12 protein-coding genes are annotated in these 13,186 nt (G+C 72.7%); all 12 read left to right on the plus strand.

Features of this window, described 5'->3' with window-relative positions; translation table 11 throughout:
• The first annotated feature begins 22 nt into the window (after positions 1–22).
• Complete coding sequence (locus tag ABIB53_RS11320; RefSeq protein WP_354588222.1) at positions 23–1,057, plus strand: Gfo/Idh/MocA family protein; 1,035 nt, start codon at positions 23–25, stop codon at positions 1,055–1,057.
• 8 nt (positions 1,058–1,065) lie between these two features.
• Complete coding sequence (locus ABIB53_RS11325; RefSeq protein ID WP_201468082.1) at positions 1,066–1,962, plus strand: TIM barrel protein; 897 nt, start codon at positions 1,066–1,068, stop codon at positions 1,960–1,962.
• A 7-nt stretch (positions 1,963–1,969) separates the two neighbouring features.
• Positions 1,970–2,935: a 5-dehydro-2-deoxygluconokinase gene (iolC, locus tag ABIB53_RS11330; protein ID WP_354588223.1), complete on the plus strand. Its 966-nt coding sequence runs from the start codon at positions 1,970–1,972 to the stop codon at positions 2,933–2,935.
• On the plus strand, positions 2,932–3,834 hold the full coding sequence (locus ABIB53_RS11335) for a class I fructose-bisphosphate aldolase (RefSeq protein ID WP_354588224.1): 903 nt from the start codon (positions 2,932–2,934) through the stop codon (positions 3,832–3,834). The genes iolC and ABIB53_RS11335 overlap by 4 nt, the downstream gene beginning before the upstream one ends.
• A complete protein-coding gene (iolB, locus tag ABIB53_RS11340; protein ID WP_354588225.1) occupies positions 3,831–4,790 on the plus strand; it encodes a 5-deoxy-glucuronate isomerase in 960 nt (319 codons plus the stop codon). Before ABIB53_RS11335 ends, iolB begins: the two co-directional genes overlap by 4 nt.
• A complete protein-coding gene (gene iolD, locus ABIB53_RS11345) occupies positions 4,787–6,727 on the plus strand; it encodes a 3D-(3,5/4)-trihydroxycyclohexane-1,2-dione acylhydrolase (decyclizing) (RefSeq protein ID WP_354588226.1) in 1,941 nt (646 codons plus the stop codon). The genes iolB and iolD overlap by 4 nt, the downstream gene beginning before the upstream one ends.
• A 34-nt stretch (positions 6,728–6,761) precedes the next feature.
• On the plus strand, positions 6,762–7,730 hold the full coding sequence (locus ABIB53_RS11350; RefSeq protein ID WP_205473714.1) for a sugar ABC transporter substrate-binding protein: 969 nt from the start codon (positions 6,762–6,764) through the stop codon (positions 7,728–7,730).
• 7 nt (positions 7,731–7,737) lie between these two features.
• Positions 7,738–8,787, plus strand: a complete 1,050-nt coding sequence (locus ABIB53_RS11355) for an ABC transporter permease (protein ID WP_354588227.1) — start codon at positions 7,738–7,740, stop codon at positions 8,785–8,787.
• Complete coding sequence (locus ABIB53_RS11360; RefSeq protein WP_201468072.1) at positions 8,784–9,692, plus strand: ATP-binding cassette domain-containing protein; 909 nt, start codon at positions 8,784–8,786, stop codon at positions 9,690–9,692. Before ABIB53_RS11355 ends, ABIB53_RS11360 begins: the two co-directional genes overlap by 4 nt.
• Complete coding sequence (locus ABIB53_RS11365) at positions 9,689–10,735, plus strand: Gfo/Idh/MocA family protein (protein ID WP_354588228.1); 1,047 nt, start codon at positions 9,689–9,691, stop codon at positions 10,733–10,735. The genes ABIB53_RS11360 and ABIB53_RS11365 overlap by 4 nt, the downstream gene beginning before the upstream one ends.
• Positions 10,736–10,808: 73 nt before the next feature.
• Positions 10,809–12,308, plus strand: a complete 1,500-nt coding sequence (locus ABIB53_RS11370) for a CoA-acylating methylmalonate-semialdehyde dehydrogenase (RefSeq protein ID WP_201468067.1) — start codon at positions 10,809–10,811, stop codon at positions 12,306–12,308.
• Positions 12,309–12,365: 57 nt separating this feature from the next.
• Positions 12,366–13,184 carry a TIM barrel protein gene (locus ABIB53_RS11375; RefSeq protein WP_354588467.1) on the plus strand — a complete coding sequence of 273 codons (819 nt, stop codon included), beginning with the start codon at positions 12,366–12,368 and terminating at the stop codon, positions 13,182–13,184.
• Positions 13,185–13,186: the final 2 nt, after the last annotated feature.

Raw genomic sequence — 13,186 nt, forward strand, 5'->3', positions numbered from 1 at the left:
ACGTCACGAAGGAGTGGCCAGGGTGCGGATCGGCTGTGTCGGGCTCGGACGGATCGGGACCTCCCACGTGCAGACGCTGCGCGCGGTGCCCGGGGTGAGCGAGGTGGTCGTCGCCGACGTCGACGGCGCCCGAGCCGAGGGGCTGACCTCCCCGGCTGCCGAGGGGCTCGCCGCGGTGAGCGCCGTGCCCGTCGAGGCGCTCCTCACCGCCGACCTCGACGGTCTCGTCGTCACCACCGGCTCGGCCGCCCACGGCACGTGGGTGCGCGCGGCCGTCGACGCCGGGCTGCCGACCTTCTGCGAGAAGCCGCTCGCGGCGAGCCTCACCGAGATCCTCGAGGTCGCCGAGCACGTCCGCCGCAGCGGCGTCCCCGTCCACGTCGGCTTCCAGCGCCGCTTCGACGCCGGCTACCGCGCGGCGGCCGAGGCCGTGCGCTCCGGCGAGCTCGGCTTCGTCCACACCCTGCGCGGCGTCGCCAGCGACATGCACCCCCCGTCGGCGGAGTTCATCCCCGGCAGCGGCGGCATCTTCCGGGACTGCCTCGTGCACGACGCCGACGTCATCCGCTTCGTCACCGGCCGCGAGGTCGTGAGCGTCTACGCGGTCGGGGGCACGAAGGGGGCGGACTTCTTCCCCGCCGCGGGCGACGTCGACACCGGGGCCGCCCTGCTCACCCTCGACGACGGCACCATCGCGATGCTCTCGACGAGCCGCTACAACGGCCAGGGCCAGGACGTGCGCCTCGAGGTCCACGGCGAGCACGGCACCGTCGCCGTCGGTCTCGACGACTCCCTCGCCCTGCGCAGCGTCGAGCCGGGCGCGAGCCAGCCGGCCGGCCCGGTCCACACCGACTTCTACTCCCGCTTCCGCCCCGCCTTCGCCGACGAGCTCGCCGGTTTCGTCGCGATGGTGGGCGGGTCCCCCTCGCCCTGCACCGTCGACGACGCCCTCGAGGCCTCGCGCGTCGTCGAGGCCTGCGACCTCTCCCGCCGTGAGGGCCGCCCCGTCCTCATGACCGAGATCCCCTCCGCCCTGCCCGCCCCCGCCACCTCGTGAGGACGTCCATGACCACCCCCGTGCCCGACCGCATCGCCGCCGCCCCCATCTCGTGGGGGGTGTGCGAGGTCCCCGGATGGGGCTGGCAGCACCAGCCGCCGACCGTCCTGGCGCAGATGCGCGAGCTGGGCATCAGCGCCACCGAGTTCGGCCCCGACGGCTTCCTCCCCGACGCCCCGCAGGCCAAGGCCGACACCCTCGCGGGCTACGGCCTGGCCGCGGTCGGGCAGTTCGTCCCCGTCGTCCTGCACGACCCGGCCCACGACCCGCTGCCGGTCGTCGAGAGCGCGATGGAGGGCCTCGTCGCGGCGTCCGCGAGCACCGTCGTCATCGCCGCGGCGACCGGGGTCGACGGCTACGACGACCGCCCGGCGCTCGACGAGCTCGGCTGGAGCACCCTGCTCGCCAACCTCGACCGGATCGACGACGCCGCCCGCGCGCACGGCCTCGTCGCGACGATCCACCCGCACGTCGGCACGATGGTCGAGTCCGGCGAGGAGACCCAGCGGGTCCTCGACGGCTCGCGGATCGGGCTGTGCCTCGACACCGGCCACCTCCTCATCGGCGGCGGTGACCCGGTCGCGGTCGCCACCGAGCACCCCGGCAGGATCGCCCACATGCACCTCAAGGACGTCGACCTCGCCTGGGCCCGCAAGGTCCAGGCCGGCGACGCGACGTACACCGAGGCGGTCGCCGCCGGGATGTACGTGCCGCTCGGCGCCGGCGACGTCGACATCGCCGCGATCGTCACCGCGCTCGAGGCCGACGGCTACCAGGGCTGGTACGTCCTCGAGCAGGACACGATCCTCACCGGGGACCCTGCCGACGGCGGCGAGGGTCCCGACCCGGTCGCCGACGTGCGCACCTCGGTCGCGCACCTGCTCTCCGTCGCGAAGGGGGCGTGAGCGCACCGTGGTCTTCGACGTCGTCGCCATCGGCCGCACCGGGGTCGACATCTACCCCCTCGACCACGGGGTCGGGCTGGAGGAGGTGCGCACCTTCGAGAAGTTCCTCGGCGGCAGCGCGACGAACGTCGCCGTCGCCGCGGCCCGCCACGGCCACGACGTCGCCCTCGTCAGCAAGGTCGGCCCGGACGCCTTCGGCCGCTTCGTGCGCGCCGAGGCAGCCCGGCTCGGCGTCGACGCCCGCTACGTCAGCACCCTCGACGGGGAGCCCGGCCGGGTGCCGCCGACGCCGGTGACCTTCTGCGAGGTGCACCCGCCGGACGACTTCCCGCTCTCCTTCTACCGCTACCCGACCGCCCCCGACCTCATGATCGAGCCCGACGAGCTGCCGCTCGAGGCGATCCGCGAGGCGAAGATCTTCTGGGCCACCGTCACCGGGCTGTCGCAGGAGCCCTCGCGCGCCGCGCACCACGCGGCGCTCGCGGCCCGCGACGGCCGCCACCCGAGCGTGCTCGACCTCGACTACCGCCCGATGTTCTGGGAGGACCCGCGGGACGCGAGCGCCGAGATCGCCCGTGCGCTCGAGCACGTGAGCGTGGCCGTCGGCAACCGCGAGGAGTGCGAGGTGGCGGTCGGAGAGAGCGACCCGCACCGCGCGGCCGACGCGCTCCTCGACCGCGGTCTCGAGCTCGCCGTCGTCAAGCAGGGCCCGAAGGGGGTCCTCGCGGCCACCCGTGACGAGCGCGTCGAGGTGCCCACCCACCCCGTCGACGTCGTCAACGGCCTCGGGGCAGGTGACGCCTTCGGCGGTGCGCTGTGCCACGGGCTGCTCCTCGGCTGGGAGCTCGAGCGCGTCCTGCGCTTCGCCAACGTCGCCGGTGCGATCGTCGCCTCACGGCTCGAGTGCTCGACCGCCATGCCCACCGAGGACGAGGTCCTCGCCGCGCTGCAGACCCAGGAGGTGGCCCGATGACGACGAGCGAGCGCGTCGGGCTCGGCCCCGCCCAGATCACCGACCTGCGGGTCACCGACCCCGGCCTCGTCGCGCGGATGTGGGCCGGGCGCCGACGCCGCTCGCTCGTCGGCGAGGACGGGCGGATGCTCGTCGTCGCGGCCGACCACCCCGCCCGCGGCGCCCTCGGCGTGCGCGGTGACGCGATGGCCATGGGCAGCCGCAGCGACCTGCTCGAGCGCCTCGCGACCGCCCTCTCGCGCCCCGGCGTCGACGGCGTCCTCGGCACCCCGGACGTCCTCGACGACCTGCTCCTCATGGGCGCGCTCGACGACAAGGTCGTCATCGGCTCGATGAACCGCGGCGGTCTGCAGGGCTCGGTCTTCGAGCTGGACGACCGCTTCACCGGCTACACCGCCGACGAGATCGCCGCGCGCGGCCTCGACGGCGGCAAGATGCTCACGCGGATCGCCCTCGACGACCCCGGCACGGTCGCCACCCTCGAGGCGAGCGCGCAGGCCGTCACCGAGCTCGCCCGGCACGAGGTCATGGCCATGGTCGAGCCCTTCCTCTCCCGGCGCCGTGACGGCAAGGTCGAGAACCTCCTCGACCCCGACAGCACGATCCGCTCGATCCACGTCGCCTCCGGCCTCGGCGCGAGCAGCGCGTACACCTGGCTCAAGCTCCCGGTCGTCGATGACCTCGAGCGGGTCATGGACGCGACGACGATGCCGACCCTCCTGCTCGGCGGGGACCCGAAGGGGGACCCCCAGGACAGCTACGACGCGTGGGGCCGCTCGCTCGGGCTGCCCTCGGTGCGCGGTCTCGTCGTCGGGCGCGCCCTGCTCTACCCGCCGGACGGCGACGTCGGCGCAGCCGTCGACATCGCGGCCGGTCTCGTGCACGGGGGCGCGCGGTGAGCGCCCCGCGCACCGGCGCCGACAACGACCGGTGGTTCCACCCCTTCGCCGCCGGTGAGCCCTGGGCGGTCGAGATCACCGACGCCGTCGACGGCTGGCAGCACACGTCGCTGCGCGTGACCGCGCTGGCCGCGGGCGGCGAGGTGCACCACGACCTCGGTGGCGAGGAGGTCGTCGTCGTGCCGCTCGTCGGAGCGGTCGACGTCGTCGTCGACGGCCAGACCCTCGGCCTGCGCGGTCGGACGAGCGTCTTCGCCGGTCCGAGCGACGTCGCCTACGTGCCCGCCGGGCGCTCCCTGCTCCTTCGTGCCGGTGCCGAGGGCGCCCGTGTCGCCGTGTGCGGCGCCCAGGTCGCCGACCCCACCGGCGGCGGACGGACCCCTCGGGTCGTCACCGCCGACGAGACGCCCGTCGAGCTGCGCGGCGCCGGCAGCTGCAGCCGCGAGGTGCGCGGTCACGGCATGCCCGACACCCTGCCCGAGGCCGAGCAGATCCTCGTCTGCGAGGTCGTCACGCCGGCCGCGGGCTGGTCGTCCTACCCGCCGCACAAGCACGACAGCGACCGCCCCGGCGAGGAGAGCGTGCTCGAGGAGATCTACTACTTCGAGACCCAGGTCGTCGGCGACGCCGACGCCGGGCGAGCGCCCGTCACCCGGGGCACCGAGCGCGGCGACGGCCTCGACCCCGTCGGCTACCAGCAGGTCTACGGCACCGACGAGCGCGCGATCGACGTGCTCGTCGAGGTGAGCACCGGTGACGTCGTCCTCGTGCCGCACGGCTGGCACGGCCCGGCGATGGCCGCGCCCGACGCCGATCTGTACTACCTCAACGTCATGGCCGGTCCCGGCGCCGAGCGGGCCTGGCTCATCTGCGACGACCCCGCGCACGGCCAGGTCCGCGAGAGCTGGACCGGTCAGCGCGTCGACCCCCGCCTGCCGATGGGAGCCACCCGATGAGCCAGACCGTCCGTCTCACCGTCGCCCAGGCGGTCGTGCGCTTCCTCGCCGCCCAGCGCAGCGAGCGCGACGGCGAGCAGCAGCGCCTCCTCGAGGGCTGCCTGGGCATCTTCGGGCACGGCAACGTCGCGGGTCTGGGCCAGGCCCTGCTCCAGGACGAGCTCGCCGCGACGCAGGCGGGGGAGCGGCCCGGTCTGCCCTACGTCCTGGCCCGCAACGAGCAGGCGATGGTGCACACCGCCGTCGCCTTCGCCAAGCAGCGTGACCGGCTGCAGACCTGGGCGTGCACCGCCTCCGTCGGCCCCGGCAGCACGAACATGCTCACCGGCGCCGCGCTCGCGACGATCAACCGGCTGCCCGTGCTGCTCCTGCCGTCCTCGACCTTCGCCACCCGCTCGGCCGGACCGCTCCTGCAAGAGCTCGAGCACCCGGTGAGCGCCGACGTCACCGTCAACGACGCCTTCCGACCGCTCTCGCGCTTCTACGACGAGGTGCGCCGCCCCGAGCAGCTGCCCGCGATCCTGCTCCAGGCGATGCGCGTGCTCACCGACCCCGCCGACACCGGCGCCGTGACGATCTCGCTGCCCCAGGACGTGCAGGCGCAGGCCCACGACTGGCCGGTCGAGCTCTTCGACGAGCGGGTGTGGTACGTGCGCCGGCCCCCGGCCGAGCCCGCGGCGATCGCCCGCGCCGTGCAGGTCATCCGCTCCGCGCGGCGGCCCATGGTCGTCGCCGGCGGCGGCGTGCACTACTCCCGCGCCGAGGAGGCCCTCGCCGCGCTGTGCTCCGCCACGGGGATGCCCGTCGGCGAGACCCAGGCGGGCAAGGGCTCGCTGCTGCACGGCGACCCCCGGCTGCTCGGCGCCGTCGGGTCGACGGGCACGACCGCGGCCAACGCGGTCGCCGCGCAGGCCGACGTCGTCATCGGCGTCGGCACCCGGTGGCAGGACTTCACGACGGCCTCGCGGACCGCCTTCGCCGCCGAGGGGGTGCGCTTCGTCAACCTCAACGTCGCCCCGGTCGACGCGGTGAAGCACTCCGGCGTCATGGTCGTCGGGGACGCCCGCGAGTCCCTCCTCGCGCTCGCGCAGGCCCTCGAGGGCTGGTCGGTCGAGGATGGCTACCGCGAGGAGCAGGAGCGGCTCTGGTCGAGCTGGGACGCCGAGGTCGAGGCCGCCCACCACCCGTCCGCCGAGGTCACCGCCGCGCTCGCGCCCGGTCTGCTCACCCAGGGCGAGGTCCTCGGGCTCGTCAACGAGCTGAGCGACCCGCGCGACGTCGTCCTGTGCGCCGCCGGCTCGATGCCCGGTGACCTCCACAAGTCGTGGCGCGTGCGCGACCGACGCGGGTACCACGTCGAGTACGGCTACTCCTGCATGGGCTACGAGGTGCCCGCCGCCATCGGCGTGCGCCTGGCCGACGAGACCCGCGACGTCTTCGCGATGGTCGGCGACGGCGGCTACCTCATGATGCCGACCGAGCTCGTCACCGCCGTGCAGGAGCGGGTCAAGGTCGTCGTCGTCCTCGTGCAGAACCACGGCTTCCACTCCATCGGCTCGCTCTCGCAGTCGCTCGGCAGCCAGCGCTTCGGCACCTCCTACCGCGCCCGGGGGGCGGACGGGCGTCTCGACGGGCAGACCCTGCCCGTCGACCTCGCCGCCAACGCCCGCTCCCTCGGCGCCCACGTCGTCGAGGTGGAGGACCGTGACGGCCTCGTCGCCGCGATCCACGAGGCGAAGGGGTGGCCCGCCGACGGCGGTCCCTTCGTCATCCACGTCCAGACCGACCCGCTCGTCCACGGCCCCGACTCCGCGTCGTGGTGGGACGTGCCGGTGAGCGAGATCTCCGAGCTCACCTCGACCCGCGAGGCGTTCGACGCATATTGCGAGCGCAAGACCGGCCAACGGGCCTACCTTCGACCCGGCGACCCGCAGTAGCACCACCCTCACCGTGATGGAAAGAGAGACAACGATGTCCCGACCGACCCGATACCCCTTCCTCGCCGGCGCGGCTGCGCTGGCCGTCGCCCTCACCGCCTGCTCCTCCACCGGTGGCAAGCAGGAGACGAGCGCAGACGGTGGCGGCGGTGCTGCTGCCGACACCCCGGAGATGACCGTCGCTCTCATCACCCACGCCGCCCCGGGCGACACCTTCTGGGACCAGGTCCGGGCCGGCGCCGAGGACGCCGCCAAGAAGGACAACGTCAAGCTCGAGTACACCGCCGACCCCGACGGCGCCAAGCAGGCCCAGCTCGTGCAGCAGGCCGTGGACAAGAAGGTCGACGGGATCGCCGTCACCCTCTCCAAGCCCGAGGCGATGAAGAGCAACGTCGAGGGTGCGGTCAACGCCGGCATCCCGACCGTCGCCCTCAACGCGGGCATGGGCGACTGGAAGGACATGGGGGTGCTGTCCTTCTTCGGCCAGGACGACGGCCTGGCCGGGGAGGCCGCCGGCGAGCGCCTCACCGAGGAGAAGGCCGGCAAGGTCCTGTGCGTCATCCAGGAGCAGGGCCACGTCGGTCTCGAGGCGCGCTGCGACGGCCTGAAGAAGAAGTTCGCCAACTCGGAGAAGATCTACGTCAAGGGCACCGACACGGCCAACGTCCAGTCGACGATGACCGCCAAGCTCCAGGACGACAAGGACATCACCCACGTCGTCACGCTCGGCGCCCCCTTCGCCATGGTGGCCCTGAAGTCGATCGAGGAGTCGGGCAGCTCGGCCAAGCTCGCGACCTTCGACCTCAACGACGACGCGCTGACGGCGATCAAGGACAAGAAGATCCTCTGGGCCGTCGACCAGCAGCCGTACGTCCAGGGCTACATGGCCGTCGACGCGCTGTGGCTGCGCGCGCAGAAGGGCGCCTCCGTCGGCGGTCAGCAGCCGGTCTTCTCCGGACCTGCCTTCGTCGACGAGTCCAACGTCGACCTGCTCCTGAAGTGAGCCGGCGATGACCACCACCACCACGACGCCGACATCGCAGCCGGCTGACGACCGCGTCGCGGCGAAGGGTCGGGCCGGCCTGCTCTTCAGCCGCCCCGAGGTCGGAGCACTCATCGGGGCGGTCGTCGTGGCGATCCTCTTCGCGTCGGTCGCCCCGAGCTTCCGCTCCGTCGACAACGCCGGGACGATCCTGTACGAGGTGGCCTCGATCGGGGTCATGGCGGTCCCCGTCGCCATGCTCATGATCGGCGGGGAGTTCGACCTCTCCACCGGTGTCGCGGCCACCTCGTCCGGCATCGCGGCCGCCCTCACGGCCTGGAACTTCGGGCTCAACGTCTGGGTGGGGGTGGTCGTCGCGCTCGTCTTCTCGCTCGCCGTGGGGGCCTTCAACGGGTGGTTCCTCATGAGGACCGGGCTGCCGAGCTTCCTCGTCACCCTCGGCACCTTCTTCGTCCTCCAGGGTGGCAACCTCGCCGTCACCCGTCTCGTCGGCGGGACCGTCTCGACGCCCCAGATCTCCGACATCGCCGGCTTCGACTCGGCCGCCGCGGTCTTCGCCTGGCAGACGACGATCGGACCGATCACCCTCAAGGCGCTCGTCGTCTACTGGCTGATCCTCACGGCCGTCGGGTCGGTGGTCCTCATGAGGACGCGGATCGGCAACTGGGTCTTCGCCGTCGGTGGCGACGCCGATGCCGCCCGCGCGGTGGGCGTGCCGGTGAAGCGGGTCAAGATCGGCCTCTTCATGTTCGTCGGCTTCTGCGCCTGGGTCCTCGGCATGCACCTGCTCTTCGAGTACCAGGTCATGCAGTCCGGCGAGGGCGTGGGCAAGGAGTTCATCTTCATCATCGCCGCGGTGGTCGGGGGCTGCCTGCTCACCGGCGGGTACGGCTCGATCGTCGGCGCCTCGCTCGGCGCCCTCGTCTTCGGCATGACCCGCCTGGGCATCAACTACGCAGGATGGAACCCCGACTGGTTCTACACCTTCCTCGGGGTCATGCTCCTGCTCGCCACCCTCGTCAACCTCTACGTCAAGAAGAAGGGGGAGGCCCGATGAGCACGACGACCGAGCCGACCACCCGTGAGCGGGCCGAGGGCGTGCAGCCCCTCGTGGTGATGGACGACGTCGGCAAGTCCTACGGCAACGTCCACGCGCTGCGCGGGGTCTCGCTCGAGGTCTACCCGGGCGAGGTGACGTGCGTCCTCGGCGACAACGGAGCCGGCAAGTCCACGCTCATCAAGATCATGGCGGGCCTGCACGAGCACACCGAGGGGACCTTCACGGTCAACGGGATCTCCCGCAACCTCGCCTCGCCCCGAGCCGCCCAGCAGCTCGGCATCGCGACGGTCTACCAGGACCTCGCGCTGGCCCCGCTCATGTCGGTCTGGCGCAACTTCTTCATGGGCAACGAGGTCCGCCGCGGTCCCTTCCTCGACGGGGCGACGATGCGCCGTGTCGCCGACGTGGAGCTGCAGAAGATGGGGATCCACATCGGCGACCTCGACCGGCCGGTCGGAGGTCTGTCGGGTGGTCAGAAGCAGTGCATCGCCATCGCTCGCGCCATCTACTTCGGGGCGAAGGTCATCATCCTCGACGAGCCCACCGCAGCCCTCGGGGTGCGCCAGTCCGGTGTCGTGCTCAAGTACATCGCCAAGGCGCGCGACGCCGGCCTCGGCGTCGTCTTCATCACCCACAACCCGCACCACGCCTACCTCGTGGGCAACCACTTCGTCATCCTCAAGCTCGGCCGGGTCGTCCTCGACGCGCACCGCGACGAGATCACCCTCGACGAGCTGACGGCGGAGATGGCCGGCGGTCAGGAGCTCGCCGAGCTGCAGCACGAGCTGCGCGGCGTCGACCCTGGCAAGGTCGTCGACCCCGGCAACCCCGAGATCGAGCTCGCCGGCCCCGGCAAGCCGACCGTCGTCCACGACGGGACGGCAGGGGACCGCACCGGATGAGCGCACCGCTGCGGGTCGGCGTGGTCGGGGTCGGCGTCATGGGCGCCGACCACGCCCGCCGGCTCGCGCGCGGGGTGGCCGGCGCCACGCTCGTGGCGGTGAGCGACCCGGACGTCGAGCGTGCCCAGGAGCTGGCCGCACGCCTGGGTGCGGACGACGTCGGGTCGGGGAGCGTGGCCGTCGTCCCGGACCCGCTCGAGCTCATCCGGTCAGACGCGGTCGACGCCGTCGTCCTCGCCTCGCCCGGCCATGCGCACGAGGAGCAGGTGCGGGAGTGCATCGAGACCGGCACGCCCGTGCTGTGCGAGAAGCCCCTGACGACGGACGACGCGTCGTCGGCCCGTCTCGTGCGCGCCGAGCGCGACGGTGGTCGTCCGCTGGTCCAGGTGGGCTTCATGCGTCGCTTCGACCCGGAGTACGTGCAGCTGCGCGACCTCCTGACGAGCGGACGGGTCGGTCGGCCTCTGCTCGCCCACCAGGTGCACCGCAACCTCGCCGCGCCGCGAGCGGACTTCCGCAGCGAGATGATCGTGCGCGACAGCCTCGTGCACGAGATCGACACGGCCAGGTACCTCTTCGGCGAGGAGGTGGTCGAGATCCAGGTGATCACCCCGTCGCCCTCGTCGCTCGTCCCGGACGGGGTGGCGGACCCGCAGGTCGTGGTCCTGAGGATGGCCGGAGGGGCGATCGTGACCAACGAGGTCTTCGTCGGCAGCACGACGGGCTACGAGGTGCGGTGCGAGGTCGTCGCCGAGCGAGGCAGCGCGGTCGTCGGCCGCCCCTCGGGCGGCATCTGCTCGACGGCGGCCGGTCCGCACGGCGGTGCGGGGTCGTGGGGCGGTGCCCTGCCGGTGGACTACCGGGAGCGCTTCGCGCGGGCCTACGCCCTCGAGCTGCAGGCGTGGGTCGACGCGTCCCGTCGGGGCGAGGTCGTCGGCGCCCGCAGCAGGGACGGGTACGCGGCGACCGTCGTCGCCACGGCCGGGGTGGCCTCCCTGGCCTCCGGCCGCCCGGTGGTCGTCGAGCTCGACCCCGAGCTCTGAGCATGGACGGTCTGGCGCCCGCCAGCCGTCACAGGTAATGATGTCAGGACATTTAGACCCGAGAGAGGCGTCCATGAGCACCCCCACCCGCATCACCCACCTCGTCGCCGGATCCCCGTGGGAGGGGACGGCCGAGCGCACGAGCGAGGTCTACGACCCCGCGACCGGTGAGGTCACCGGCGCCCTCGACCTCGCCTCCGCCGATCTCGTCGGCGAGGTCGTCGAGGGCGCGCACGCCGCGTGGCTGGAGTGGCGCGACACCTCGCTGACCCGGCGCGCGCAGGTCCTCTTCCGCTTCCGCGAGCTGCTCAACGAGGACAAGGAGCGCATCGCCGCGCTCATCACCGCCGAGCACGGCAAGGTGCTCTCCGACGCCCTCGGCGAGGTCGTGCGCGGTCTCGAGGTCGCCGAGTACGCGTGCGGCATCCCCAACCTGCTGCGCGGGGGCTTCTCCGAGAACGCCTCGACCGCGGTCGACGTGTACTCGATGCGTCAGCCGCTCGGCGTCGCGGCGATCATCTCGCCCTTCAACTTCCCCGCGATGGTGCCGCTGTGGTTCGTCCCCATCGCCATCGCGTGCGGCAACGCCGTGGTGCTCAAGCCGAGCGAGAAGGACCCGTCGGCGGCCAACGCCGTCGCCGAGCTGTGGCAGCGCGCCGGCCTGCCCGACGGGGTGATGAACGTCGTCCACGGTGACAAGGAGGCCGTCGACGCGCTGCTCACCCACGACAAGGTGCGCTCCGTCTCCTTCGTCGGCTCGACCCCGATCGCGAGGTACGTCTACGAGACGGGGACCGCCGCCGGCAAGCGCGTCCAGGCGCTCGGCGGTGCGAAGAACCACATGCTCGTCCTGCCCGACGCCGACCTCGACCTCGCCGCCGACGCCGCAATCAACGCGGGCTTCGGCTCCGCGGGCGAGCGCTGCATGGCGATCTCCGCGCTCGTCGTCGTCGAGCCGGTCGCCGACGAGCTCGTGAGCAAGATCGTCGACCGCATGGGCAAGCTGCGCACCGGTGACGGGCGCCGCGGCTGCGACATGGGGCCGCTCGTCACCGCCGCCCACCGCGACAAGGTCGCGTCGTACGTCGACGCCGGCGCCCAGGCCGGCGCGAAGGTCGTCGTCGACGGGCGCGACGGGGACTTCGACGCCGACGGAGAGGGCTTCTTCGTCGCCCCGACCCTCATCGACGAGGTGCGCCCCGGGATGAGCGTCTACGACGACGAGATCTTCGGCCCGGTGCTCTCGGTCGTCCGCGTCGCCAGCTACGACGAGGGCCTCGAGCTCATCAACGCCAACCCCTACGGCAACGGGACGGCGATCTTCACCAACGACGGCGGCGCCGCCCGGCGCTTCCAGCACGAGGTCGAGGTCGGCATGGTCGGCATCAACGTGCCGATCCCGGTCCCGGTGTCGTACTACTCCTTCGGCGGGTGGAAGAACAGCCTCTTCGGCGACACCCACGCCCACGGCATGGAGGGCGTGCACTTCTTCACCCGCGGCAAGGTCGTCACGCAGCGCTGGCTCGACCCGAGCCACGGCGGCATCAACCTCGGCTTCCCGCAGACGGACTGAGGGGTGACGGCGACCGCGGGGGTGGGATCCCCCTTCGTGCTGGCTGCCTCGGCGCAGATGATCTACGGGGACCTGCCGATGCTCGAGCGGGTGCGGCGCATCCACGAGCGCGGCCTCGCCGTCGAGATCTGGGACTGGCGCGGTCACGACGTCGACGCCCTCGCGACCCTCGCGGGCGAGGGCGTCGTCTTCACGTCGATGACCGGGTACACGACCGGCCGGCTCGGGGACCCCGAGGGGGCGGACGAGCTGCTCGCCACGGCGGCCGCGTCGATCGAGGTCGGCCGACGCATCGGGGCCCGAGCGCTCAACCTCCACGGCACCGGTCTCGGTCCGACCGGCCTGCCGGTCACCCCGGTCGGTCCGGACGGCGCCGACGAGCAGATGTGGAGGACCGCTCGCGACACCCTCCGGCGCGTGGCCGATCTCGGCGAGCGCGAAGGGGTGACCTTCGTGCTGGAGAACCTCAACCTCTCCGTCGACCACCCGGGGACCCCCTTCGCCCGGGCCGCGGACACCCTCGACCTCGTGAGCGGGGTCGACAGCCCGCACCTGCGGCTCAACCTCGACCTCTACCACGCGCAGATCGGCGAGGGCGACCTCATCGGGCTGTGCCGGCGGGCGCTGCCCTGGATCGGCGAGGTCCAGGTCGCCGACGTCCCCGGTCGGTGCGAGCCCGGCACCGGCGAGATCCGCTACGAAGGGGTGGCCGCCGCGTTGGAGGACATGGGGTACCGCGGGGTCGTCGGGCTGGAGGCCTTCGCCTCCGGTGGCGACTCGGTGGCCGCCGGCGACGCGGCGCTCGAGGCCTTCGTCGGCGCCTTCAGCGGTCCCGATGGTCGAGGTGCGACGACGGAGCCTCGAGACCACCCGTAGGT

Source organism: Janibacter sp. UYMM211, assembly GCF_040547045.1.
Classification (GTDB): Bacteria; Actinomycetota; Actinomycetes; order Actinomycetales; family Dermatophilaceae; genus Marihabitans; species Marihabitans melonis.

Bases quoted from the DNA above. Each gene is read 5' to 3' on its own strand.
- ABIB53_RS11325 (WP_201468082.1), top strand. From the start codon at position 1,066: ATGACCACCCCCGTGCCCGACCGCATCGCCGCCGCCCCCATCTCGTGG.
- ABIB53_RS11335 (WP_354588224.1), top strand. From the start codon at position 2,932: ATGACGACGAGCGAGCGCGTCGGGCTCGGCCCCGCCCAGATCACCGAC.
- iolD (WP_354588226.1), top strand. From the start codon at position 4,787: ATGAGCCAGACCGTCCGTCTCACCGTCGCCCAGGCGGTCGTGCGCTTC.
- ABIB53_RS11350 (WP_205473714.1), top strand. From the start codon at position 6,762: ATGTCCCGACCGACCCGATACCCCTTCCTCGCCGGCGCGGCTGCGCTG.
- ABIB53_RS11355 (WP_354588227.1), top strand. From the start codon at position 7,738: ATGACCACCACCACCACGACGCCGACATCGCAGCCGGCTGACGACCGC.
- ABIB53_RS11360 (WP_201468072.1), top strand. From the start codon at position 8,784: ATGAGCACGACGACCGAGCCGACCACCCGTGAGCGGGCCGAGGGCGTG.
- ABIB53_RS11365 (WP_354588228.1), top strand. From the start codon at position 9,689: ATGAGCGCACCGCTGCGGGTCGGCGTGGTCGGGGTCGGCGTCATGGGC.
- ABIB53_RS11370 (WP_201468067.1), top strand. From the start codon at position 10,809: ATGAGCACCCCCACCCGCATCACCCACCTCGTCGCCGGATCCCCGTGG.
- ABIB53_RS11375 (WP_354588467.1), top strand. From the start codon at position 12,366: ATGATCTACGGGGACCTGCCGATGCTCGAGCGGGTGCGGCGCATCCAC.